The 25,887-nt window shown below is 52.8% G+C and carries 16 protein-coding genes, 1 tRNA gene and 7 pseudogenes; 4 read left to right on the top strand and 20 right to left on the bottom strand.

Translation table 11 applies throughout. The annotated features are described in order from the left end of the window. Nucleotides 1-155: 155 nt before the first annotated feature. Together cutC and CS369_RS09695 are read right to left on the bottom strand one after the other, a co-directional pair. Nucleotides 156-920: a copper homeostasis protein CutC gene (cutC, locus tag CS369_RS09700; protein WP_196906912.1), complete on the bottom strand. Its 765-nt coding sequence runs from the start codon at nucleotides 918-920 to the stop codon at nucleotides 156-158. Nucleotides 921-1,126: 206 nt separating this feature from the next. Further along, nucleotides 1,127-1,669 (bottom strand): VOC family protein, encoded by a 543-nt coding sequence (locus CS369_RS09695; protein WP_196906917.1) that lies wholly within the window; start codon nucleotides 1,667-1,669, stop codon nucleotides 1,127-1,129. A gap of 750 nt (nucleotides 1,670-2,419) precedes the next feature. Here CS369_RS09695 and argS point away from each other — a divergent pair. Then, the gene (argS, locus tag CS369_RS09690) at nucleotides 2,420-4,150 is read left to right on the top strand and encodes an arginine--tRNA ligase (RefSeq protein ID WP_196906911.1); all 1,731 of its coding nucleotides are present in this window, start codon (nucleotides 2,420-2,422) and stop codon (nucleotides 4,148-4,150) included. A gap of 57 nt (nucleotides 4,151-4,207) precedes the next feature. On the opposite strand, the gene murJ is transcribed toward argS, so the two are convergent. The 4 genes from murJ to rimJ all read right to left on the bottom strand — a co-directional run bounded on the left by murJ (nucleotide 4,208) and on the right by rimJ (nucleotide 8,078). Then, a complete protein-coding gene (gene murJ, locus CS369_RS09685) occupies nucleotides 4,208-5,743 on the bottom strand; it encodes a murein biosynthesis integral membrane protein MurJ (protein WP_196906910.1) in 1,536 nt (511 codons plus the stop codon). A 114-nt stretch (nucleotides 5,744-5,857) separates the two neighbouring features. Beyond that, nucleotides 5,858-6,793 carry a Gfo/Idh/MocA family protein gene (locus CS369_RS09680; protein ID WP_196906909.1) on the bottom strand — a complete coding sequence of 312 codons (936 nt, stop codon included), beginning with the start codon at nucleotides 6,791-6,793 and terminating at the stop codon, nucleotides 5,858-5,860. 41 nt (nucleotides 6,794-6,834) lie between these two features. After that, nucleotides 6,835-7,482: a DUF480 domain-containing protein gene (locus CS369_RS09675; protein ID WP_196906908.1), complete on the bottom strand. Its 648-nt coding sequence runs from the start codon at nucleotides 7,480-7,482 to the stop codon at nucleotides 6,835-6,837. An 11-nt stretch (nucleotides 7,483-7,493) separates the two neighbouring features. Next, entirely contained in the window at nucleotides 7,494-8,078 is a 585-nt protein-coding gene (gene rimJ, locus CS369_RS09670) for a ribosomal protein S5-alanine N-acetyltransferase (protein WP_196906907.1), read from the bottom strand. Nucleotides 8,079-8,428: 350 nt separating this feature from the next. On the opposite strand from rimJ, the pseudogene mdtH reads away from it, so the two are divergent. Beyond that, nucleotides 8,429-9,619, top strand: a pseudogene (gene mdtH / locus CS369_RS09665) (multidrug efflux MFS transporter MdtH). A 184-nt stretch (nucleotides 9,620-9,803) separates the two neighbouring features. Continuing rightward, entirely contained in the window at nucleotides 9,804-10,370 is a 567-nt protein-coding gene (locus CS369_RS09660; RefSeq protein WP_196906906.1) for a lipoprotein, read from the top strand. A 241-nt stretch (nucleotides 10,371-10,611) separates the two neighbouring features. On the opposite strand, the gene CS369_RS09655 is transcribed toward CS369_RS09660, so the two are convergent. After that, nucleotides 10,612-11,181, bottom strand: a complete 570-nt coding sequence (locus CS369_RS09655) for a molecular chaperone (RefSeq protein WP_196906905.1) — start codon at nucleotides 11,179-11,181, stop codon at nucleotides 10,612-10,614. A gap of 49 nt (nucleotides 11,182-11,230) precedes the next feature. After that, nucleotides 11,231-11,968 (bottom strand): phosphatase, encoded by a 738-nt coding sequence (locus tag CS369_RS09650; RefSeq protein WP_196906904.1) that lies wholly within the window; start codon nucleotides 11,966-11,968, stop codon nucleotides 11,231-11,233. A gap of 260 nt (nucleotides 11,969-12,228) precedes the next feature. Between CS369_RS09650 and CS369_RS09645 the strand changes: the two genes are divergently transcribed. After that, nucleotides 12,229-12,318 (top strand) — tRNA-Ser (locus tag CS369_RS09645). A 432-nt stretch (nucleotides 12,319-12,750) separates the two neighbouring features. Here CS369_RS09645 and rmf read toward each other — a convergent pair. The 12 genes and pseudogenes from rmf to CS369_RS09585 form a co-directional block, all read right to left on the bottom strand. Further along, nucleotides 12,751-12,918 (bottom strand): ribosome modulation factor, encoded by a 168-nt coding sequence (rmf, locus tag CS369_RS09640; RefSeq protein ID WP_196906903.1) that lies wholly within the window; start codon nucleotides 12,916-12,918, stop codon nucleotides 12,751-12,753. A 267-nt stretch (nucleotides 12,919-13,185) separates the two neighbouring features. Further along, nucleotides 13,186-14,142 carry an ABC transporter ATP-binding protein gene (locus tag CS369_RS09635; RefSeq protein ID WP_196906902.1) on the bottom strand — a complete coding sequence of 319 codons (957 nt, stop codon included), beginning with the start codon at nucleotides 14,140-14,142 and terminating at the stop codon, nucleotides 13,186-13,188. Then, on the bottom strand, nucleotides 14,135-15,121 hold the full coding sequence (locus CS369_RS09630) for an ABC transporter ATP-binding protein (RefSeq protein ID WP_196906901.1): 987 nt from the start codon (nucleotides 15,119-15,121) through the stop codon (nucleotides 14,135-14,137). Before CS369_RS09630 ends, CS369_RS09635 begins: the two co-directional genes overlap by 8 nt. After that, nucleotides 15,121-15,914: pseudogene (locus tag CS369_RS09625) on the bottom strand (ABC transporter permease subunit). Before CS369_RS09625 ends, CS369_RS09630 begins: the two are co-directional and overlap by 1 nt. Continuing rightward, nucleotides 15,914-16,927: pseudogene (locus CS369_RS09620) on the bottom strand (ABC transporter permease). The pseudogenes CS369_RS09625 and CS369_RS09620 overlap by 1 nt, the downstream one beginning before the upstream one ends. A 99-nt stretch (nucleotides 16,928-17,026) precedes the next feature. Continuing rightward, nucleotides 17,027-18,573: pseudogene (locus CS369_RS09615) on the bottom strand (ABC transporter substrate-binding protein). Nucleotides 18,574-18,620: 47 nt separating this feature from the next. After that, nucleotides 18,621-19,200: pseudogene (gene ddpX, locus CS369_RS09610) on the bottom strand (D-alanyl-D-alanine dipeptidase). Between the two features lie 12 nt (nucleotides 19,201-19,212). Continuing rightward, nucleotides 19,213-20,115 (bottom strand): MurR/RpiR family transcriptional regulator, encoded by a 903-nt coding sequence (locus CS369_RS09605; protein ID WP_196906900.1) that lies wholly within the window; start codon nucleotides 20,113-20,115, stop codon nucleotides 19,213-19,215. Between the two features lie 235 nt (nucleotides 20,116-20,350). Beyond that, a complete protein-coding gene (gene pqiC, locus CS369_RS09600) occupies nucleotides 20,351-20,914 on the bottom strand; it encodes a membrane integrity-associated transporter subunit PqiC (protein ID WP_196906899.1) in 564 nt (187 codons plus the stop codon). Further along, the gene (pqiB, locus tag CS369_RS09595) at nucleotides 20,911-22,560 is read right to left on the bottom strand and encodes an intermembrane transport protein PqiB (protein ID WP_196906898.1); all 1,650 of its coding nucleotides are present in this window, start codon (nucleotides 22,558-22,560) and stop codon (nucleotides 20,911-20,913) included. Before pqiB ends, pqiC begins: the two co-directional genes overlap by 4 nt. Further along, a pseudogene (gene pqiA / locus CS369_RS09590) lies at nucleotides 22,547-23,786 on the bottom strand (membrane integrity-associated transporter subunit PqiA). The gene pqiB and the pseudogene pqiA overlap by 14 nt, the downstream one beginning before the upstream one ends. A 181-nt stretch (nucleotides 23,787-23,967) precedes the next feature. Next, nucleotides 23,968-25,886 (bottom strand): annotated as a pseudogene (locus CS369_RS09585) (ABC transporter ATP-binding protein). Between the last annotated feature and the right edge of the window lies 1 nt (nucleotide 25,887).

Genomic DNA, 25,887 nt, shown 5'->3' with positions numbered 1-25,887 from the left:
CTCTCCTGAAAGAAAAACACCCTGTCAGCGTACCGCTACAGGGTGGGGGTGACCATCTCATTAGCCCCGGCAACACGCCGGGGCTTGGTACTCGCAAGCAAACCCGAGAGGGATGCTGCGCGGTAAAGGACTCGTTGGGCGGATTTTCCGCGTCATCAGGGGACAGGGACTGGCTGGCACCCCACATTCAGGATACGCTTCATTTCAGCAACGATGTCACCATCAACGCAATAGTGACTGAATTCGTCCAGATCGCTTTCCGCGTCTGAACACATCGAGACACCCACTTTGCAAAACCGCATCGCCGAAGGAAGCCAGTGTCCGGCAGAACTGTGCAGTTCCTGAATACCGCCTCGCTGAAATTTATGCAGGTTGGTCAAACGCACGCCTGCTCCCGCCATAATAATTAGACTGCGGCTCGCCCGTATTAGTTCACGCAATAATGTTAATCCGTTTTCAGCTTGCTGCTGCTGGCCGGATGTCAACACGCGCGCCACGCCCAAATCGGTGAGCTGTTGCAGTGCCATATGAGGATTGAGGCACAGATCGAAGGCGCGATGGAATGTCACTGCCATTCCCTCACACAACGCCATCAAGACTTTCATGCGCGGCAGATCGATATGCCCTTCTTCATCCAGCACGCCAACCACTACGCCAGGAAAACCCATTTCTTTAATGCGCTGAATATCGTACTGAGTGGTACGAAACTCACTATCGCTGTAGCAGAAATCCCCGCCGCGCGGGCGTAGAATAGGATGAACCGGCAGCCGTACCCTACTCCTCACCTCAGCCAGAACACCATAGCTGGGCGTCAGACCGCCTTCACGCTGGCCAGCACAGAGTTCAATTCTGTCTGCTCCCGCCAGTTCCGCCGTGAGTGCGCAATCAACGCTATAACAGCATACTTCCAACTTTGACATTTTATCTCTCCCGCCTGCCCGCCTGCGTCACATTGCGCTGTGACCATTGCACCATCAACTAGCACGTTGCGGCTTTAGGATAAATATGGCATCTGAATAAAAATGCAAAGGAGAGCCGAGTCACAGAGGGCAGAATTGGTCCAATGCTATCAATGACGTGTCACACAAATTTTACCAAAAGCTTTCAGCCAGTACCAGAACCAGACTTACTCCTGCTCGCGGGCAATGACTTCACGAATTGAATATGGATGAAACTTGATAGTGACGGTCCCATCGCTCACGGCTAACGTGGGATTGGGCAAGCGTTCTTTATCGCTGCCTGGTTGGCTGAACTTTAGGGTAATGCGCGGTGAAGCCAGCGCGCTATCAGAAAGACAAGCCAGAGCACGAGCATGCAAGGTCTCTGGACTGCCCGCTAATACTAATTCAACATGCTCCCAACCTTCATTGGGGTAAAAGCGCTGACCAGGCCAGGGTAATTCAATACAGTCAATGCTCAATGGGCCCACGGTTATTTTTTCGTTAAGCGAAAAAAAGCAAATAGGGCGTCCGTTAATTTGATTTTCAGAAATTAATACCCCCAACGTTAATAACGTTTCTTTCCATTGCGCAGCTGTCGTATTTTGGTTGCAGCGCAGCGCAATATGATCAGCTTCAAATTGCGACAAATCTAATGATAGCGTATCCGCTAACTGTAACAACGCACGCTCAAAGCGGGCCAAATCGTGTTGAAGCGCTGGGGGAAGCATTCCAGACATTGCATTTCCTATATTAAGAATTATTAATTTTCGAGTAGTAACGCCTAGCGCGTTTTTTGCATACCACTCCGACACAAGCCAGGTGTAACGCGCTCTGGATCGTCGGCCACAGCACAAAAAGCCTACGGGCTCATGCAACAGATGCTGTAACAGTCTGAAACATAACGTGAGAAAAATCACGTTGTGCTATATCCCTTCATTGTTAATCATATCACCGTATTTGATAAGGATATCGAACGGCAGCGGAATTTATAAACACAGCGCAACAAATGCTCCACAATAACTTATTACGTCTAATTCATACGTAAATTATACGGGTTTAAGGAATATTCTTAAAAGAAAAGATTAATCTTAAACCTCTTGACCTACATTGTAACACCTAACAAAAACAGGTAATTTGTTATCGTATCGCAATAGTATACAGAGAAATAATTATGATTTTAGCCATTTTATCGGTTCTGCTTATTGCCATTGCGGCATATGCAATTTATAAAAATTTTAAAACAAGGGAAAGTCAACGTATCGGAACCAATCATCGGGGAAGAAAGCGTTAACTATTTTTCGCTAGCGCAGGTGTTTTTTCTTCTTTTTTGTCTCCTTTTTCGACGCGTTATCCCCCCTCTTAGTGCTCATCCCCCTTGCATTTTCTCAGGAAAATTCTCGCGGGGAAGGTTCGCCCTGCTGACGTCTAAGCCCAAATATGGTATAAGCGGGGGCTAAATTTTTATTAAAGGTATCCAGGTGAATATTCAGGCTCTTCTTTCGGAAAAAGTCAGCCAGGCATTGGTTGCAGCAGGTGCGCCTAACGGCACAGACCCGCAGGTGCGCCAGTCTGCCAAGGCTCAGTTTGGTGATTACCAGGTCAATGGTGTCATGGCAGCGGCGAAAAAACTTGGGCTTGCTCCGCGACAACTGGCAGAGACGGTAGTTCAGCATCTGGTGTTGGACGGTATAGTCGCCAAAACAGAGATCGTCGGTCCGGGGTTTATCAATCTGTTTCTGGATACGCAATGGTTAGCACAACAAACCGAACGGGCTTTGAACACACCTAAGTTGGGTATCACTCCGGTCACGCCGCAAACCATCGTGGTTGACTATTCTGCGCCTAACGTCGCCAAAGAAATGCACGTCGGCCACCTGCGCTCCACCATTATTGGTGATGCTGCGGTACGCACACTTGAGTTTCTCGGACACAAGGTTATCCGCGCTAACCACGTGGGTGACTGGGGGACACAGTTCGGTATGTTGATTGCCCATCTGGAAGATGTGCAGAAAGACACCTCCGGCGAACTGGTATTGCCCCATCTGGAAGCCTTCTATCGAGAAGCCAAACTGCGTTACGATGAAGATGCGGCCTTCGCTGAGCGCGCCCGCCACTATGTGGTGAAGTTACAGGGCGGCGACGTTTATTTCCGCGAAATGTGGAGTAAACTGGTTGACGTCACCATGACACAAAACCAGCTCACCTACGATCGTCTGAATGTCACCCTGACCAAAAAAGACGTAATGGGCGAAAGCCTCTACAACGCGATGCTACCGGAGATTGTTGCCGATCTGAAGGCAAAAGGCCTGGCCGTTGAAAGTGAAGGAGCAACGGTGGTTTTCCTTGATGAGTTTAAAAACAAGGAAGGCGAACCAATGGGCGTCATCGTTCAAAAGAAAGATGGCGGCTATCTCTATACCACCACCGACATTGCCTGCGCCAAGTACCGTTATGAGACGCTGGGCGCCAATCGCGTTCTCTACTATATCGATTCCCGCCAGTACCAGCATTTGATGCAGGCGTGGACTATCGTGCGTAAAGCAGGCTATGTGCTGGAATCGGTATCGTTGGAACACCATATGTTCGGCATGATGTTGGGCAAAGATGGCAAACCGTTTAAAACCCGTGCGGGCGGCACCATCAAGCTGGCAGATCTGTTAGACGAAGCTTATGAGCGCGCATTGACGCTGATCGCGGGTAAAAACCCGGATATGGAACAAGACGAGTTGCGTGAGCTGGCGCGCGTTGTCTCCATCGGGGCGGTTAAATATGCCGACCTGTCAAAAAGCCGTACCACTGACTACGTGTTTGACTGGGATAACATGCTCGCGTTTGAAGGCAATACGGCTCCCTATATGCAGTATGCCTACACCCGCGTTGCCTCAATTTTCAAACGCGCCAATCTGGATAAAGCCGCACTGACACAGCCTGTGGTGCTGAATGATGGAAAAGAAACGGCGCTGGCAACCCGCCTGATGCAGTTTGAAGAAACCATCACTACTGTGGCGCGCGAAGGTACGCCGCATGTGATGTGTGCCTACTTGTACGATCTTGCCGGTCTGTTCTCCAGTTTCTACGAGCATTGCCCGATTCTGAATGCCGACAGTGATGCTGTGCGTCAAAGCCGCCTGAAACTGGCCCTGTTGACCGCAGAAACGCTGAAACAAGGGTTAAGCACCCTAGGCATTGAAACCGTCGATAAAATGTAATCAACGGCGTCATGTCATAAAAACGGTGGCCTGAGCCACCGTTTTTCTTTGGTTCTATCACATACCGCGGCGCGCAAAATCGCGCGGACGGAAGCCAAGCATCCCAAGCATCACAAAGTAGGTACCCGCACCGGCCACCACCACCAGCATCAGGCGTGAAATACGCACTGTCATGCCGCCGATGTCCCAGTCTGGCATCCACACTAACAACGCGATCAATACCGCCGACATGGCAAGCACCGCGATAAGCAGTTTGACCAGAAAGGTGCCCCACCCCGGACGTGGCTGGAAAAGCTGCTGTTTGCGCAACTGCCAATAGAGCAGCCCGGCATTCAGGCACGAGGCCAATCCAATGGAAAGTGCCAGCCCGGCATGCTGCAACGGCCCGATAAAGATCAGGTTCATGACCTGCGTCAGCGCCAACGTCACCAATGCAATTTTCACCGGTGTTTTGATATCCTGCCGAGAATAGAACCCCGGAACCAACACTTTCACCACAATCAGCCCCATCAACCCGATGGCGTAGGCAATCAACGCCCGCTGAGTCATCAATGCATCCAGTGCGCTGAACTTGCCATACTGGAACAGCGCAACAATCAACGGCTTCGACAAAATACCCAACGCCACCGCACTCGGCAACGCTAACAGAAAGCAGAGACGCAGCCCCCAATCCATCAGGTGTGAATAGGCTTCCTGATCGCCACTGGCGACGCTTTTCGCTAACGATGGCAGCAAAATCGTGCCTAAAGCGACACCCAGTACACCGGACGGAAACTCCATCAGTCGGTCAGCGTAGTACATCCAAGAGACCGCCCCCTCACTGAGAAAAGAGGCAAATATAGTGTTAATGATCAACGAGATTTGGCTCACTGATACGCCTAGAATCGCTGGAGCCATCAGTTTCATCACTCGCCCGACTCCGAGGTGACGCCATTTAAAGCGCGGCAATACCAACATCCCGATCTTTTTAAGATGCGGCAGTTGGTAAACCAATTGCAGCACCCCGCCCAGCAACACCGCCCAAGCCAGCGCTAACACTGGCGGATCAAAATAAGGTGTGGCGAACAGGGCAAAACCAATCATGCTGATATTGAGAAATGTCGGTGCAAACGCCGGGACGGAGAAGCGATTCCAGGTGTTTAAAACCGAGCCCACCATCGATGTCAGCGATATCAGCAAAATATACGGGAAAGTGATGCGCAACAGTGCTGAGGTCAGCGCAAATCGATCGGGCGTGGCGGCAAACCCTGGAGCCGTCACCGTGATAATCCAGGGCGCAGCGATCATCCCGGCCACGGTCACCAATGCCAGCACCAGCGTCAAAATGCCTGACACGTAGGCAAGAAAGGTTCGTGTTGCTTCATCCCCTTGCTGGCTTTTGTATTCAGCCAGTATTGGAACAAATGCCTGCGAGAAAGCCCCCTCGGCAAAAACGCGACGTAGTAAATTCGGCAGTTTAAAGGCGACGAAAAAGGCGTCAGTCGCCACACCAGCGCCAAATACCCGTGCGACAATGGCATCGCGGATAAAGCCCAAAACGCGCGATAGCATGGTCATCGAACTGACCGCGGCCAATGATTTTAATAAGTTCATCCGATTCAATTCTGTTGTGTCGAGAGTTACAACGAAACGCAGCCCGCCAGGCGTGGCGACAGTCTACGCATCAGGGGAGGAATAGCCACCCTTGATGATAGTTCACAGCAGGATTCAGCATGATGTGAGCAGCGACTCGACCACTCGCTGCGCCAGAATCGCCTGCTCGCCTGATGTTTGGGGTTGAACACCTTTCTCAAGTGAGTCGACAAAATGGTGAACTGCCCCCACAAAACCGCGCTGTTCCAAAATACTTTGCCAGGACGGTGCTGGGGATCGCGTGATAATTCCACCACTTTCCAGCCAGCAATCACTGAGATTATCGACGTGGTGAATGGCTCCCTGCCCGATCATCTGGACCGACTCGCGCTGACTACCCGCGCAGCGATGCATGCTGGTGACAACCTGGCAGGTTGAGGAAGCAAACAGATGTTCAGCAAAAACAAGCTGCCCCGCCGCATTATTGCGAATGACACCACCAAGTAACGCAGCCCCCTCACCCGCCAGCCACAGTGCCGTGTCAACCACGTGCAGATAGTCATCTAACAGGGTAAAACGCGCCGGCTGCGGACCCACGTTATCCGCGCAGTATTTTTCCACCCGAACAGAATCAGGATGTAGTAACGTTGATTTCAGCGATCGATAACCGGGAGCGAAACGGCGGTTAAATCCAACCATCACGGTTTTTCCCTGCCGATCGGCCAACGCTAGCAGCGCCTCAGCCTGCGGCAGCGTTTCCGCCAGCGGTTTATCGACGCACACGTGTACGCCAAGGTGCAGTAACGTGCTGATAACGTCGTAGTGGCTGGCCGTGCTGCTGTGTACCATCACAGCGTCGCACACACTCGCCATCGCTTGCAGTGACGAATAACCCGACAGGCGATATTGCTGGCAAAGCGTGCGCATTTTTTGCTGATCTGGAGAAAAAACGCCGGCAAACGTCCAGTGTGTTTCCTGGCTCAGCACAGGGATATAGGCCTTTTGCGCAATCGAACCAAGCCCAACAATGCCGATACGGATCCGCCCTGCGTCCGTTTTCGCTGTATTCATTGTGTCACCTTCAGTCAGGGAGCCATTCCCTCGGACAATACTCAGGGTTGTTGCGACAGCAAGTGCGCCAATTGCTTTTTTAATTCGGCCACGTCTTGCTCCAGCACACGCTGCGCGAGATCCGTCGTGTCATCCGACATGCGATCTTCTGCTCTGTCAGTGGCGGATGCAACGGGTTCATCATCGCCAAACAGGTGCATAAACCAGTGCTCCCGCTTACCCGGCTCGCGCGCCAAACGCGCCACAAAGGGGCCATCTTCCCGCATTTGCAACAGTGTCAGCGTCTGTTCGACTTCATCGACATCCGCAAATTCATGCAAGCACGCCGCTCGAGTGCGCAATTCACCCGGCGTTTGCGCCCCGCTCAGCAACAGCGTCGTGACCAGTGCCACTTCTGCGGAGGAAAACTTCAGATCGCCGAATTCAGAGTTGCAAAACCGGTGCTCATACTTCATCACGCGATTACCAAAGCCGCTGAGGGTTTTGACGACGTGCTTTTTAACCAGCATATCGAGCGTTTGTTGAACCTCGCTCTCACTCAGCTCCAACACTGGCTCGCGGTTGGTTTTCTGATTGCAGGCCGTTACCACGCCATTTAGCGACATGGGGTACTGTTCGGGTGTGGTGATCTGTTTTTCCAACAAACAGCCCACCACGCGCAACGCTTTGGCATCAAACTGATATTTCATTCTCTGGGCTCCTATCGTTGAGGCGTCCATTGTTCATTCGTCAAGGCAGTCAGAACGTGATCCTGCCAGGTACCGTCGATTAACAAGTATTTTTTAGCATAGCCCTCACGTTCAAAGCCCAGTCGCGTCAGCAGATTACCGCTACGCTGATTGTGCGGCATGTAGTTGGCCATAATTCGATGCATGTGCTGTTGGCGCTGCATATAGCGCAGCGCAGGCTGTAAGGCTTCATACATCATGCCCTGCCCCTGCCATTTCTCGCCGAGCGAATAACCCAGATAGCACGCGTGGAAGGAGCCACGCAGGACGTTACTGAAATTGGCAACCCCACGCACCTCATTTTCATTCGGATCGAGTAGCAAGAAGTAATAAGCGGCCCCTTGCTTATACATGTCGTTGATCACACTAAGCCGCGCTTGCCAGCCTGAAGGATAACAATGGCTGGCATCGCGCACCGGCTCCCAGGGTTTTAAAAAATCACGATTCTCCGCATAGTATTCCGCCAGACGCCAGGCATCACGCTCGTGGGCTAAACGCACGACCAGTCTGTCCGTTGTCATGTATACCCGTGCCGGGGTTGAACGATAGCCAAACATCTCTGCCTCGTTTTTTTCGTTGTTCGATAAGAAAAATTTATCGCGATAATTTGCAGTACAGGTTTAACTGGAAAACCAGCCCCCAACAGGGAACCACACGCCTGACCACGAAAAACGTCGATACTCGCTACTATAACCGCATCAATTCTCTGGCGTAAAACTTCCTGCGGTGACTTATTACGCAATTACGCCAATATCGCCGTATTTTGGTTAAAAAAAAGTCATTCAGGTTGCCATCGCAGACGCCCGAAACGATAAAAAAATATTGTTCTGTAAAGACTATCTTGCCATCTGATTAGGGTACAAAATAGACGTGTTGTAACTCTTTCTTATTTCTCTTGTGGTGAAACATGCCTCTGATGTCACAAGCTCGGAGTCTCGGCAAATATTTCCTTTTATTAGACAATATGCTGGTGGTTCTGGTTTTTTTTGTAGTATTCCCGCTAATTTCCATACGCTTTGTTGACGATCTGGGTTGGGCGGCCTTACTGGTGGGCATCGCTCTCGGATTACGTCAGTTTATTCAACAGGGATTAGGTGTTTTTGGCGGTGCCATTGCCGACAGGTTTGGTGCCAAACCGATGATCATCACCGGCATGTTGTTACGCGCCGCCGGTTTTGTTTTTATGGCTATCGCCACCGAACCCTGGCTGCTTTGGCTCTCCTGCGCGCTCTCTGGCCTGGGCGGCACGCTGTTCGATCCTCCGCGCACCGCACTGGTGGTAAAGCTAGTTCGTCCGCAGGAACGTGGCCGCTTCTACTCATTACTAATGATGCAAGACAGTGCCGGGGCGGTTATCGGTGCGCTGATTGGCAGTTGGTTGCTGCAATATGACTTTACCGTCGAGTGTTGGTTCGTACTGGCGGCGGCATTGAACGCCTGGCTGTTGCCCGCCTATCGTATCTCGACCGTGCGAGCGCCGATTTCAGAAGGCCTGCTGCGCGTCATTCGCGATCGACGCTTTCTGATTTATGTGCTGACGCTCACCGGCTACTACATGCTCGGCGTGCAGGTTCTGTTAATGCTCCCGATCATGGTCAATGAGATTGCGGGCACACCCTCGGCGGTGAAATGGATGTATGCGATTGAAGCCACGCTATCGCTCAGCTTGCTCTATCCGATTGCGCGCTGGAGTGAAAAACGCTTCCGTCTGGAACAGCGTCTCATGGCAGGCCTGTTTATCATGACGCTCAGCCTGTTTCCCATCGGCATGACAACCACGCTGCCGACGCTGCTGATGCTTATCAGCCTGTTTTACATGGGATCGATTATCGCTTAACCCGCCCGTGAAACGTTAAGCGCGTCACTGGCGGATACGCGTGCGCGCGGAAGTTACATGGGATTCAGCTGTCTGGGGCTGGCGCTGGGAGGCGCGCTGGTCTATAGCGGCGGCGGGTGGTTGTTTGATACCGGGCATAGGCTTCATATGCCAGAACTGCCGTGGTTTATGTTAGGCATTATCGGTTTACTCACGCTGGCAACCCTGTATTGGCAGTTCAATCTGCGTAAGATAGCGCCGGCCATGCTGGGAGAGCATTAAGGTTAACGCTAGCGCTAACTGGCAATTTCTGTGCTTTCAGCGCTATCTGATAGCTAAACTGGGGCTAATAAGGCAGTGTATATCTTCGCCCATTAGCCCCGCAGATTTTCTGCTAAGCTCAAGGCACCCTTTCTATCGTTAAACAGCCATACTTCAGAAACACAGCACGTGCAGAGGAACATCAATGAAAAAATCAGGGATAGCAGCCATTGCCGCAGTGGCGCTGACGTTACTTGTTAGTGGCTGCGATCGGCTCACGCAATATTCTCTTAGCGAGCAAGATGTAAACCGTTATCTGCAAAAACACAATGATTTTAAAAAACAGATCGGCATTCCAGGCGTAGTCGATGCCACCATCGTGTTGAACGATCTCAGCAGCCAGATCGGACGTGCTGAACCGGGTAAAGTCACCCTGTCAGGCCATGCCAAGGTGGACATCAGTTCGTTGCTGGGTGCCCAGTCAGCGGATGCCGTGCTTACGCTGAAAGCACAACCGGTGTTTGATAAAACTAACAGCGCCATTTACCTCAAAGAGATGGAGCTGGTGGATTATCAAGTGACACCAGAGAAGATGGATACCGTGTTCAAAACCCTGACGCCCTATTTAAATCAGGCATTGAAGAACTATTTTGATCAGAAACCAGCCTATGTGCTGAGTGATGAAAATAGCAAAACGGAAGCCTTAGCCAAAAAACTGGCAAAAGGTATTGAGGTAAAACCGGGTCAAATTGCCATTCAGTTGACCGATTGAACTTTTATAACCTAAATAATTCGAGTTGCGGGAAGGCGGCAAGTGAGTGAATCCCGATGAGCTTACACAAGTAAGTGATTCGGGTGACAAATCTGCAGGGAGCAGATTTGAACGCCGCGTGCGGCGGCCTCGTAAGAGGTGAGGCCCAGGGATGGGCCGAATAACGAGTGCGGCCAACGCACATGCAACTTGAAGTATGACGTGTATATCAGGGCAGGTTTCCCCGCCCTGATGCATCGATTTACGCGTCTGGACTCTCCTGCGCGTCCTCATCGCCCTCTTCTTCCACCAAATCTTCTCGCGCCTCGCATGTTAGCAGTGCCAGCGTGCGGTAAAATGCCGTGGTGGCGTGACTTTCTACTTTACCAAGAAACCGATCGCTCCACGGCAGCAAAAACTCGTCAAACAGGGCCAACTGCGCGGCATTTTCATCTTCCCCTGCCTGATCCTCAAGCCATGATGCAGCCAGCAGCAACGCGCCAAAATGGTCAACAGCGCCTTCTTTGAGCGGCATGCCGCGCTGTTGTAGAAAAACGCGAACAGCGTCTTCTTCCTCATTCTCGACATAGGAAGAGCGCCAGGAGGAAACCGCACCGCCCTGTTCAATAAATAGCGCGTGATAATCGGCAGTTAATGCGCTGAGATCAACGCTCTGCTGCATACGCTCCAGCAAAGCATCCTGATTAAGCGGCCAGTGTGGCTTGAGTTTGCCCTGTTCAATCATGGTCAACAAAGGGGTCACCACGGCATCGTCAGGGGCCCGATTAAACAGCGTACCGAGCAGCCGGCATACCAATGAGAATTCGTTCATGTCATACCTGTTGTTATTATGGCGATTAAGTGACAACGTCACTAGATAATTACAAAGCCGCCAATTCTGCAATCGCAGGGCGACCTCGTTGTTCCAGAAAATCTAAAACGCGGCGCGGGCTCACATTCAGTATACGCTCTTGCGGAAAATCAATTTCCTGCACAATACTTTCGCAGTGAGTAAAATCGCCCAATGTGAACGCTATATGGAAATCATAGCCAAACGCTAGCCTCCAGCCCGCATCACGTACCGCCTCAGCAATGGCGCGACAGTTGGGTCCACTGCCCTTGCGTGAATGCATAAACGAGGTATTATTCAACTCAAGCGCTACGTCATAGTGCGCTGCGGCTTGCGCTACGGCGGCAATATCAATCTGATATTTTGGGTTGCCTGGATGACTGATGATATGCACATTGCCACTGGCCATGGTGGCAATCAGCGCCTCGGTGTGAGTAACAAGATCCTGCGGTGGCAGAACCGGTTCATGAAACCCGGCAATGACCACGTCCATTTGCTCCAGCATGATCCCGGTACAGTCAATGTCGCCCTGACGGTTTTTGATATTGGATTCAATACCGCGCAGGATGCCGACGCCATCCACCAATCGCGGCCACAAACGCATATTCATAAAGTGCCAATAGTGCTGCGCATCAGCCATGTCTGGACCATGATCGGTGATTGCAAACAGGCGGATGTTTTTCCGTTTAGCCTCTGCGATATAATCATGTAGGGTGCTGTAGGCGTGGGTACTGGCGACAGTATGCATATGTAAATCGACGGGATACATGGTCTCTCCTGGCTAGGCATTTCACCGTCAGCATACCATTTCTCACTGACACTGACACTGACACTGGCAGCCTGCGCCGCAGCCATAACGAAAATTTAACACACTGATAGCGCCCTATTTAAACTAAAATAGGTCAATAAATCAGCAGATTGCATTAAGTTTAGCTAAACGCGCATTTTGTTGCATAAACTCATTGACGCTGCCCAGCAATTTACCTAGATTAGCGCCCGTCGCCGCAGCATACTGATGGCGAACAATCCGGTGAGGTGTCCGAGTTGCTGAAGGAGCACGCCTGGAAAGTGTGTATACGTGAAAACGTATCGAAGATTCGAATCCCTCCCTCACCGCCAGATAAAAAACAAAACGCCCCTGATTTCTCAGGGGCGTTTTGTTTTTGCAATAATCCTACGCTTGTCTGCTCTGACTCATAAATTGCAAATACGGCTTGTTGCGCAGAGCGCGAATGCACTGCAAAAAATACATTCACTGCCGTGGGGGGACATTCCGTTTGGAATATCGATACCCGCACGACTGAGCATCAATATTGCTAAGAATAAGCTATTCACAAAAAATGCCGTTCTCTTGACCGTTTCCTTTCTCATTTAATAGCATGCTGTTGATTCGTCGCTATGCGACAAAATATCTTCTGTCTGCGCGCCTTGACTTACCACACTTCGCTGCGCGACACGTTGTATATCCTGTGGCTTGCTTTAAAAGCAAAAACATCCGCAAATGTGCGGAGGTCATTTAGGACAAATCAATGAGACCGGTACAAAAGGAGACTACGCGGTAACCACCCTGTCCTCCATGGCTTGCCGCCAGCCTCCCAACCATTCAGAGCGGGCATTAATAGATTGATAAGGACAAAGTTCCTTCGACTTTCCGGAAAGTCCTGCTTGATAGCCGCGCGATTGCGCCCGTTCCAAACGATCTCGTTTCTGTCTCTTCATGCCTAATTTCCCTCATTGTTCATCTGGTGGAAAGAAAACAGTGACTGCTTTTCGAGCACCTACAGGGTATCAATAGCGATTCTGGGCACGAAGGTCAAGGCTAAAAATTCACTATCCTGTCACATTAATGCTATATGCTTCGCAGCGAACGTTATCTCCTGTGCGCATAACGGTTGATCTTCGGGAAGCTTTTCCTAAGATTTTTACCCCACAGAAAAAAAAGAGCTTGCTATTCTTTTCTTGGAACCCGAGAAAACAGGAATATTCTTACAAGCCTGCGGCCGCACGCCAACAGCGTACGCCATCGGTTTCATTTAGCGGCGTCAGTAATTGGGACTGCCCACAATCAGCGCTCGCATAAGGGCAACGTTCTCGAAAAAAGCAGCCCTGCGGTAACCGTCGATTACTGGGTAATTCGCCGGTTTTCATCGCTTCTCCGGCCTGTTGCAATAACGGCCTGTCAAGCCGAGGAACCGACTCCAGCAACAAACGGGTATAGGGATGGCGCGGCTGGTTCAGGACACTGTGCGCCGTGCCTAATTCAACGATTTGCCCTAAATACATGACGGCGACACGATCGCTCATGTGACGAATAACCGAAATATTATGCGATATCAGCACGTAGGTAAGCTTACGCTGTCGCTGTAGCATCACCAGTAAATTCAGAATTTGTGCCTGAACAGAAATATCCAACGCTGACGTGGGTTCGTCCAATAAAATGATATCCGGCTGTGCCGAAAGCGCACGCGCAATGGCGATACGCTGGCGCTGACCGCCGGAAAACGCATGGGGCAAACGGTCAAGATATTCATGACGAATGCCCACCAACGTCGCCAACTCGCAGGCCAGCGCTCTGAGTTCCGTTTCACTGCCGTGCCCCTGCAACCAAACCGGCTCTGTGATAGTGCGCCACACGGGCAGTCGCGGATCGAGCGATGACAGTGGGTCCTGAAACACCATTTGCATTCCGTTTGCCAGCCACGAGCCCGGTGAGCGCGCTCGCTCGCACTCACTCTGTGAGGGCGATAACATCCCCATCAATACCTGTGACAAGGTGCTTTTCCCGCAGCCGGACTCGCCGACCACGCCCAAGGTTTCACCATCGTTAATCGTCAGATCGAGGCCGTTAAGCGCATGGACTTGCTCAACCACCTTGCCACGCCAGTTACGCTTTGCCGGGAAACAAACGTGTACATCACGCAGCGTCAATAAGGCGTCATTCATTTTCCACCTCCCTCTGAGGATTCCAGCAGGCAACCTGCTGGGAAGATGCTGCCAGCGTATGCAATTCAGGGCGTTGATAGCAGCGTTCTGTCGCTGCCGTACAGCGCGGACGAAACGCGCAGCCTTCGGGCAACTGCGATAAATTAGGCACAGTGCCAGGGATAGCCGGCAGCACAGCACGCGGTATGGCATCATCCGGTGCGCAGCGTAACAACCCCTGAGAATAGGGATGGGAGGGACCTTGGATCACCGCCTGTGTGGCTCCGCTCTCAATAACGGTACCGGCATACATCACATACAGCCGATCGCACAGTTGTGATACAACAGCCATATCGTGACTGATAAACAACACTGCCGTGCTGCGCTCCTGCGCCTTTTGTTTTAACAGGCGCAGCACCTGACGCTGCATCGTCACATCCAGCGCGGTGGTGGGCTCATCGGCAATGATCAATTCAGGATTGCAGGAAAAGGCCAGCGCAATCATTACGCGCTGGCGCATTCCGCCTGAGAGTTCAAACGGATAACGCTTCATCACCTGCTCTGCATCAGAAATTTGCATTTCTGAGAGCAATACCAACGCATGGGCGTGTGCATCGCGTTTATTCAGCGGTTGATGCTGTTGGATAACTTCGCGCATCAAATCACCGACACGGCGCGTTGGGTTCAGTGCCGTCATCGGTTCCTGAAAGATCATGGCGACCTTGGCACCACGCATATGGCGCAGAGTGCGCTCCGACGCATTGAGCATATCCTGCCCCAACAGGGTAATGCTGCCGCTATTGATGCTATAGCTCCCGGGTCTGAGCAGCCGCATCACCAGCATCGAAGTTACTGACTTGCCGGAACCAGATTCCCCGACCACGCCAACAATTTCACCACGCTTTACACTCAACGAGACCTGATTAAGCGCGTGAACTTCACCGCAATAAATCGGAAAACTGAGCGCCAGATTATCAATCGTCAACAGGGTATCGTCCATCAGTGCCCTCCTGAGGTTTTCGGATCCAGCAGGTCGCGCACGCCGTCACCGAACAGATTGAAGCCGACCGCCGTAATTAAAATCGCCATACAGGGAAACGCACAGTACCACCACTGATCGAGCACGTAGCTGCGTCCATTGGCGACCATCGCGCCCCACTCCGCCGTCGGTTGCTGCGCACCCAATCCGATAAAACCCAGCGTGGCCGCATTAAAATCGCGGCGCCAATGTCCAGCGATGCTTGTACCACCAGCGTTTGCACGCGCGCCAACCGGACATAAAACGGGATACGCACAATGGCAATCGCCAGCATGGCGTTGAACAAGCTGGGGCCCAAAGCCGCCACCAGCGCCATGGTAAGCACCAATGAGGGGATCGACAGCATAATGTCCATAACCCGCATGATCACCGCATCACCAAAGCCGCCTAATACCCCTGAAAAACAGCCAAGCAGCGAGCCGATAACCGCAGCAATTGCCACCACGGCAAGCCCGCCAGCGACGGATTGCTGACTTCCCATCACCACGCGGCTAAACAGATCGCGCCCCACTTCATCGGTGCCAAACCAATGTATTGACGATGGCGGCTGCAATCGCGCAGAAAAATCGATAGCGTTAGGATCGTAAGGCGCCAGCCAAGGGGCAAACACCATCATCAGTACAATCACCGCGATAATCGCGGCCCCCAATAGCGTTAACGGGCTACGCTTGACCAGCCACCACTGCTTTTGCCAATAGGCAATACGCGGGGACGGTGTGCGCAGCGGGGCAGTTTGTTGTTGCGTTACATGCATCACGCTTCTCCTCGTCCAATTCGTGGATCCAGCCACAGATAGAGCAGATTCACCACCAGGTTAACCCCGACATAAGCCATGGACACCACTACGGCAAAGCCCATCACAGCCGGGAAGTCCAGCGCCTGAATCGATGCCACAACGTAAGCGCCCATGCCCGGCCAGGAGAACACGGTTTCCGTTAACACTGCGCCATAGAGCAGATCGCCCAACGCCAGCCCTAACACAGTCACCGATGGGATCAAGGCGTTGGGCAGCGTGTGACACACGGCAATGCGCCACGGGGTTAAGCCACTCGCCCGCGCGGTACGGATGTAATCCTCACTCAATTGCTCGAGCATGGCGGATCGAATCTGACGCGCCACGATACCCAGATGGACAAACGAGAGCGTGAACGACGGCAATATCAGATGTTGCAAGGCATTCCAGAAAGCCTCATGGTCACCCGCCAACAGGCTATCGATCAGGTAGAATCCAGTGACATGTGCGGGCGGCTCCAGCCAGTCATCCAACCGCCCACCACCGGGCAGCAGATCGAGATGCCCGTAAAACAGCACGATAACTCCCAAGCCAAAACGCGGGCGTGGATATCCCACCGATCGCCAGTAACCGCACGCCATGATCCAACCGCGATCGCGATAGACGGCGGAGAGCACGCCAAGGGGAATACTGGCTGCCAGCGCCAGCAACAGAGAGCAAAACGCCAGTTCGAGCGTGGCCGGGAAAAAGGTCTGAATATCATCCAGTACCGGACGCCCGGTACGAATCGAGGTGCCCAAATCACCGAAAAAAAGAGCTGTAACATAGCGCCAGAATTGCACATAGACCGGTTGATCCAACCCAAGCTGCTGGCGAATATGGCGTACAATGTCATCATTGGCGCGATCGCCTGCCAGCAAACGCGCAGGATCGCCGGGGATCAGATGCGAAATGATGAAGGTGATGACGCAAACCCCCATCACCACCAGCACCAATCCCCAGCAGCGTTGCCGCAAAATACTCCAGAACGTCATAGTGTTACTCCACGCAATGCGGCACCAAACCGGTTGTCGCATCGGGCTGATTTTCGTGCGGCGATCCTCAGAGCCTCGCCGCCTGCTGCGCTAGTGAACTTATTTCGACATCGTGCCTATGTTGAATACCTTTTCCAGCATCGGGTTGAACACAAAGCCTTTTACCGCATCGTTCATCGCCACCTGATAGTTTTTCTGGAACAGATAAACGTAGGCGGCTTCATCAATCACAATGCGCTGCGCCTGCTGGTAGTCCGCTGTGCGCACAGTCTGGTCGGTGGTGGCCATCGCCTTTTTCAGCAACGCATCAACCGCCGGGTTTTCATAGTAGGAACGATTGCCCGGTAACCCTTTCTTGTTGGATTCAAACCAGTAATTCATGAACATGTACGGATCGGCGAAATCAGGGCTCCAGTTACCGATGGCAATATCAAAGTCACCCTTGCCAACCCGTTCGCGCAGGGTGGCGTTTGCCAGTTTTTCCAGACTGACATTCACCCCCAGCGATTTCAGCGTTGCCTGGGTTGAGATAGCAATGGGTTCCCAGGAGGGATCGTTATCCGAATAGAGGAAGGTTAATTGCTGTGGCTTTTGAGCTACCTTGCTCATTGCCGCCTGTGCTTTTTCGTTGTCCAAGCTGTACTGCATGGCATCTTTGTCATAGCCCCACATGCCTTCTGGGATCGGGCCACGCATCTGCTTGCCGTTTCCGCCAAGTATCCCCTTCACCATGCCCTGATAGTCCGTGGCCCAGGAGACAGCACGACGCAGATCAACCTGGCTCAATGGTCCTTTGCCATTATTTAGATAGAGATAGGTCACGCGCAGCAACGGGTGTTCCTGTACTGACACGCTGTTTTTTGCCTTCAGCGTGGCAAGCTGATCGACCGGTAGCAACTCGGCAATATCAATATCCCCACGCTCCAGTTGCAGGCGGCGCGTGGCACTCTCACCAATGATTTTGACCGAAACGCGTTTAAACGCGGGCGCGCTGCCGGTGTAGTGGGGATTTGGCACCAGCACCACCTGCTGGCCTTTCTGCCAACGCTGGACCTGATAAGGCCCGGAACCGGCAGTATTTTCCGCTAACCAGCCCTTACCGTCATCGGCGCTGTGTTTGCTCAATACCGCAGGGTTAATAATAGAGGCACCGTCATTGGCAAACGTATACAGGAACGGCGCAAAGGGTGCGCTCAGCGTAAAGCGCACGGTATGCGCATCGACTGCTTCAACCTTCAAATCGCTGGGATAGGCTTCGGCGGGCCCCTGACCGATCTTGAGCAGACGTTCAAACGATATTTTGACTGCCTCGGCGCTGGCAGCGCTGCCATCGGCAAATTTTGCCTTGGGATCGAGTTTGAAGGTCCAGGTTTTTTGGTCTGGAGACGCTTCCCAACTCAGGTCCAAATCCCCGGTCACATCGGTAGCGCCTTTGCCGTTTTGTACTGCACCAGCCGTTTATAACAGGGATAGGTGATGGTCCAGTCGTTATTATCGATAGTGACCGCAGGATCTAACGTTTGTGGATCGGCGGCTTTGCCGATCACCAGCATATCTTTCGGCACCGCAGCCCAGGCAGGCAATACGGCAGCCATTGCGGTAGCTAACAGCAGAGGTCGTAACAATGCAGTGTGGTGCGTCTTCATGATTCAGCTCCTGGTGATAGTCAAACGGTTCGCGCAGCGCGCATCAATCAAACAGCCGTCCTACGGTTGGGCAAGGTGCAACCAAACCGATCGGGCAACAGCGGGTAACGGTCAGCATTCGGCAATTCAAAATACCACCATTCCGTTTCAATCCCGACGAAGCCACCCGCTGCCATCACGGCATAGAGTTGCAGTCGGTTACGTTGCACGGCGACGGGCAACGCCGCACACCACGCATAGGATTTTTCATTCATCTCATCGAAGCTGGTGCCCATATCCAGCGCCTTGCCCTGTTCATCCAGCAGAGTGACATCCACCGCCACGCCGCGACTGTGGTACGAACCAACCGCCAATGAGGCGACAAAGCGCGGATCGGGACAGGCATCCCATAGGCGTATTTGTGCCGCATGGGGACGATAGGCATCGTAAAGTTGCAGCCGATAGCCGCTCTGTTCGGCAACAGCGACACTGCGTGCCAGTCCCCCGTGCCGCATCCGGGTGCAACAGGCAAAGCGCTTCGGCATAAATGGGATGACCAGTCAGGTTATCCGCCGTGGCATATTTCATATCGATAATCAGTTGGGGTAGCGTCTGCGCCAGATCCACCAGGTCGATAACACCCGTCATGTGTTGTCCTGTTTACTGTTCAAATTGGCCAAATTCTGTTTGCAAAGCGCGGTTGAGCGCCAGCCTCGCCGACAACTTGTCACCTAGCTGCTCCACCACCGCAGAGAGCAGAAGGTTGAACAAGCAGGTAATCGGTGCCAGCGAATCCCAGAAATGGCCGGTATCGGTTTTGACTTGCAGCAAATCCATCGGGTAATCACGCGCCCAGGGGCACCAGAGATCGGTAACCAGCGCCAGCGGGATCTTCCGGTCGCTGGCGGCGCGGCAATACTGTCGGGCCACGGTGGAATAGGCGCGAGTGTCGGTCACCACCACATAAGGGCGTTGGTGTTCTGAATTGAGCGACTCCACCCAGGTACCAGACAGTCCATAGACATAGCTCACACGGGGGAGCAAATACTCAAGATGACTAAAAAACGCGTTGGCAATGCCGCGCGTAGATTGGATGCCGAGAATAAACACCGCTTCTGCCTCGGCCAATTGCTGACTAATGCGAGCGAAAGTCTCCGTTTGCGCTAGGCGATAGACGTCCTGAATGGCATCAACCTCCAGACGCAGAGAGGGGCTGAGACGATTCGAGAGGGTACGCTGCTGCTGCCAGGCATCCAACCGGTCGGTGACGCCCCAGGGGCGGTAAGGGGCCAGCGCATCGGCGCGCAGACTCGCTTTGAAATCCTCCAGATTGCGATAGCCCAGCTTGCGCAGATAGCGCCCCACGGTAATTCCCGTCGTACCGGTATAACCGGCGATGCTATCCGCCGATTCAAACGGTATCTGTGCCAGATTATTCAGCAACCAACCGGCAACACGCTTACCGCTGGGGGTCTGCTGACTGAATGACGCTTCGATGCGTGCGATAAGATCAATGCGCACATTGGCGTCAGGGTTAGCGGAATTAGCGTCATCTTGCTGCATGTTAGTGCCCTGTCATTCGCAGTCATAATGTTATGCGATTAACATTGCAGTATCTGTGCCAAAAAATAACAGATTGATATTTATGAAGAAGACATTTCCGGGGGATTATTTATAAAGGCGCAGTGCGCCATCATGGCGCACTGCGTGCAAGCAAATGCATAAAAACAGTGCCAGGAAATAAGCGATAAATTTTTAAATTACATAACGTTAGATAAGATTTTCCTATCGCTGCCAGCTACTCGCTGCGTTGAATCTGCGCGGCAATGGATTGAGCAAACTGCTGCCAACCTTGTGCCAGCGTTGTCACCAACGCATCATAACCATCGTCGTTGACTGGCAGCACCAGCTTAAACGGCTGGCGCAACAGTCGATCGCCGCGTTGCAATGTCCACTCCCCTTGCACCACCGCTTTTCCATCGTAGCGGCCGTGGAAGGCTTTCACGGTAACAGCCAGTTCTGAGGGTGCAGCACCTAAGGGTTGCGAACTTACCGTCCAGCCCGGCAGCCCGGCATTCAGGCTGCTTTGCAGCGTCTGTTGCAACTGCTGCTCCAACGGGCTGGCCCACAAGTTATTGCTGGCAATGACATAACGCACATCATTGGTCTGGTAAACCAGACCCGACGTACTGAGATAATCCGCCAACGCAACGTGGGAAAGCCACAGCGTGCGGGCCGCGGTAAGATCCGTTTTACCCGCAGTCGCCACAGACGGCTGCGGCAGTTGGTAATAGGTTTTTGGCGTTGTACTGCTGCATGCACTCAACAACAACGCCATTGCCACCAGCCATCCTTTACTCATGGTTTCGCCCTCTTCGGTTGGGGATCTTCGCTCTCAGGCGCCTGAAAGATCAGTGCATTGCTTTTATCATTCAGCGTGCGCAATACCGGTTGCAACTCCCTTAACACCTGATCCAGACGCTGCATATTCGCCACCAATCGGTTATAGGCCGGCGAGCCAGGCTGTAACCCTTGCATACTGCGGTTCAGCTCCTGTAGCGTTTGCTGCATGTCCTGCGGCAGCGATTGCATCGCCTTGCTGGAGGTTATCTGGTTTAACGAAGCGAGCGTCTTTTTCAACTCACGTAGTGTTGACTGGCTCTCTGTCAGCGTTTTGGTCGCTTCGCTCACCATTGGCGTTAACGGCAGGTCGTTGATCTTATCCAACACCGCCATCAGTTTTTGCTGGATTTGCGACAAACCGCCGCCCATGGTTGGCAACACCGGATACCCATCAACCACTCGCAGCGGTCCTGTACTGTTACCACGTGCTTTCGGATAAAAGTCGAGATCGATAAACAAGGCACCGGTCAGCAGGTTAGCCGTTTTCAATGAGGCACGCAGCCCCATAGCCTGTGCGTCGGCGAGTTGTTTCTGGTAATCAAACTGCTTACCGATGATCTTTTCAAAACGTGCAGGTTCAACGCGGATCAGCACCGGAATGCGATACTCCATGTTAATATCCTGCTTGAAGTTGGTCGTCACCAACGGCGCTTGGGCGACAGTTCCCAGACGAATGCCACGGAATTCCATCGGTGCCCCCACCTGCAATCCACGGATGGATTCATCAAAGAACATCACATATTCTTTGTACTCCGTGTAGAGCGAATCCTGAATACTACGTTCGTTATCAAACAGCTGATATTGCGCACGATCCTGCACTCGTTCACCCAGATCCCAACCGGCTGGCACGTCAAAGCTAACGCCGCCACTGAACAAGGTGGTCAACGATCCCATTTCCACCCGCATCCCCTGCGCTGACATATCCAGCGTAATGCCGCTGTCTTTCCAGAAACGGACATTGCTGGTCACCAGACTGTCGTAAGGTGCGGTAATAAACAGCTGATAGCGCATTTGGCGCGCCTTGGTATCGAACTCGCTGGTTTCAACCGAACCGACACGGTAGCCGCGAAACAATACCGGATCGCCTGCGTTCAGTTGGCCCGAACGTTCGCTGTCGAGCAAAATGCGAATCCCTTTGGCATGCGGTGGTGCCAGCGGCGGCGAATCCAGCAACGCAAATTCACTACGTGCTTCACCGCTAACCCCCGGCTGAAGTTCAATAAACGCGCCGGACAGCAGGGTTCCTAGCCCGGAAACCCCTTCTCGGCCAATCTGCGGTTTCACCACCCAGAACACAGAATCATGGCGCAGTAACTTGCCCATACCGGAATGCAAGCGAGCCACAATCTCCACCTGGCGCAGGTCTTCACTCAACACCACGCTTTCCACCACGCCGACGTCCACACTGCGGCTTTTGATGGTGGTTTTACCGACCACAATCCCTTCGGCACTCTGCGTCGTTAGCGTGATCTGAGGCCCCAGGTGACTGAAATGGTAAAATAAAATCCAGGCTCCGATCAGCACCGTCACAATGGGCACAATCCATACGGGCGACCAGCGTTTAATCGCTTCTACGTTTGCGACAGAATAATTATTTTTCGCCAATGGCTGATCCCTCTTGATCATTATCACGCTGGCGATCCCACAACAAACGGGGATCAAACGTCATGGCGGCAAACATGGTGAAAATGACCACCAGCGCGAACAACACCGCGCCGATTGCCGGGTATACACTCATTAACTGGCCGATGCGCACCATGGCAGACAGTACAGCAATGACAAACACGTCGATCATCGACCAGCGACCGACAAATTCCACCATTTCATATACCACGTGCAGACGTTCATTGTCCTGACGTCCATTACCCGCCGAACTCCAACACAACCACGCCAGCGCCAGCATTTTAAGCGATGGCACCATAATACTGGCAATGAAGATCACCAGCGCCACCGGATAAGACCCCATCCCCCACAGCAGAATCACCCCCGACATAATGGTGGAGGTTTCACTACTCCCCAACGCTTCGGTAATCATGATCGGCAGCAGGTTCGAGGGAACATAAAGCAGCACTGAGGTTAACAGCAGCGCCAGCGTCCATTGCAGGCTATTTTTACGTCGCGCATGGCCGTGGCGATGACAACGCGGACATTCCCACTGATCGGCAGGCAATATCGCTGTACAGCAGGTGCAGGAGAGCAGCCCTTGTGCCAAACCCGATCGTCCGGTCTGCAGTACAAAGGGTAACGGTGGCGCAGGCGCTACATCATTCCACACGCTGCGCCGATCCAGACTTTGATAGGCCAATAGTTGCAGCAAACAAAACAGTACATAAGGCACAAAGCCAGTGCCGACGCCAATTTCACCATAAGACATCAGCTTCACAAAGCTCACCAGCACGCCAGAGAGAAAAATTTCGGCCATTCCCCAGCTTTTTAGCCAGAAGAGCCAGGTTGCCATCAACCGTTTTATCCGTGCTGACATGGAGCTGCGCAGCGACAACAGGATAACCATCACCATGGAAATCGCCGGGATCACTTGAACAAACAGCATAAACAGAAAGGCGACGCTGGCGTAATTATCGGACACCATCACCTGCGGGATCTCAAACAGCGAGATCTCACTAGTAATGCCCGCCACGCGCATATAAACAAAAGGAAAGGCATTCGCCAACGCCAGCATCAGCAAGGCGCTGAAGGCAAAACCGATGGAGCGCTGGCGCGCCTGATTCTGGCGGTTGGCCAAGGTTGATTTACAGCGCGGACACACCGCCTTTTGCCCATGCATCAGGGATGGGTAACTCCACCAGCATGTCGCACTGGGGGCACAACATGTAGTCGTCATGCCTTGCATTATGATTGCACACGCTCCGCCTCCTTTATCTTTCGCCGCGCGGCACCCCGGTCAGGCGCGCCGCCGCCGTTACCTGCAGAAGGCTCGTGTTCCCACGGCACGGTATATCGTACGCGTGGTTACCATCAGAAGGCATCTACCTGTTGGTAGTATACCCAACGTTAGCCGTTTTTCTGCGTTTCCAACGCTTCCCTGCGCTCAAAGGACACTTCCAGCTCCTGCTCCGCTTCTGCCAATGCATTCAATACCTTTTGCGTTTCATCACGCGGACGGGTAAAGAAATCAGCATCGTTCATTTGCGCTTGTAACGCCGCAATGGACTGTTCCAATTGTTCGAGTTTCTGGGGTAACTGCTCCAGTTCGCGCTGCTGGTTATAACTGAGTTTACCGGTTTGACGTTTAGCGCTGGGTGCGCTCTGAACGGTCTCTTTACTCTCTGCTGACTTTTCCGCCGCCGCAGGCACGGATTTACGCAATGGCACCGTTTCAGCGCGCTGCTGCTGTGCATCATAATAACCACCAACATAGCGGTTAATACGTCCATCCCCTTCGAAAATCCAGCACTCGGTGACCGAGTTATCCACAAATTGACGGTCGTGGCTCACCAGCAGCACAGTGCCTTGATAGCTGTCGATCAACTCTTCCAACAGTTCCAGCGTTTCCACATCAAGGTCGTTAGTCGGTTCGTCAAGAATCAACAAGTTGCTGGGTTTGAGGAACAAACGCGCCAGCAGCAGTCGGTTACGTTCACCGCCTGACAGGGCTTTTACCGGCGTCATTGCCCGTTTGGGATGGAACAGGAAATCTTGCAGGTAGCCCAACACATGGCGAGAACGGCCGTTAACCATCAGTTCCTGTTTGCCTTCGGCCAGGTTATCCATCACGGTGCGCTCAGGATCGAGCTCCGCGCGGTGCTGATCAAAATAGGCTACTTCCAACTTGGTGCCGCAGTGAACGCGACCGTGCGTCGCTTGCAGATCGCCCAACAGTAGTTTCAACAGCGTGGTCTTGCCGCAGCCGTTTGGCCCGACCAGCGCTATCTTGTCACCGCGCAACACCTGGGCAGAGAATCCCCGCACCAGATTTTTATCACCGATGCGATAATCGACGTTTTCCAGTTCGAACACGATTTTGCCGGAACGAGCCGCTTCTTCAACCTGCATTTTGGCAGAGCCCACACTTCGCGACGCTGTGAACGCTCCTGACGCATCGCTTTCAGCGCACGCACTCGACCTTCGTTACGCGTGCAACACGCCTTGATGCCCTGACGGATCCACACTTCCTCCTGCGCCAGCTTGCAATCGAACTCGGCATTTTGCAGCTCCTCCACGCGCAACGCTTCTTCTTTACCCAGCAGATACTTGTCGTAATTGCCGGGCAAGGAGACCAGTTTGCCACGATCGAGATCGACAATACGTGTCGCCATGTTGCGAATAAAGGAACGGTCATGGGAGATAAAAACGATGCTGCCCTGGAAGGTTTTGAGGAAACCTTCCAGCCAGTCGATGGTTTCAATATCCAGGTGGTTGGTCGGTTCATCAAGCAGCAAGACTTTCGGCCCACTGACCAACGCACGGCCCAGTGCGGCCTTGCGCAGCCAGCCGCCAGAAAGCGAGGACAAGGGCGCATCTGCTGTCAGTCCCAATTGGGCCAACACATCGTGGATGCGATTTTCCAATTGCCACAGCCCTTGGGTTTCCAACGTTTCCTGAAGTACTGCCAGCTGGTTGAGGTTCTTATCGCTGGGATCCTGTTCAACCAGACGCAAAGCTCCATGGTAGCGTTTCAGGTAGTCGGCCTGCTCGGCCACCCCTTCTGCCACAAAATCAAATACGCTGCCCGTTACGTCACGCGGCGGATCTTGCTGCAAACGGGAGACGATCAGATCTTGCTCATAAACAATACGCCCATCGTCCAGCCGCACTTCGCGCGCCAGAATTTTCAGCAGGGTCGATTTCCCCGCACCGTTACGCCCTACCAGGCAGACTCGTTCATTTTCTTCAATGTGCAGTTCGGTGTTATCAAGTAAAGGCGCATCGCTGAACGACAGCCAGGCATCCGAGACGCTAATTAATGACATG

The sequence above is a fragment of the Candidatus Symbiopectobacterium sp. 'North America' genome, assembly GCF_015762685.1.
Taxonomy (GTDB): domain Bacteria; phylum Pseudomonadota; class Gammaproteobacteria; order Enterobacterales; family Enterobacteriaceae; genus Symbiopectobacterium.
This window is presented reverse-complemented; position numbering and strand designations above follow the sequence as displayed.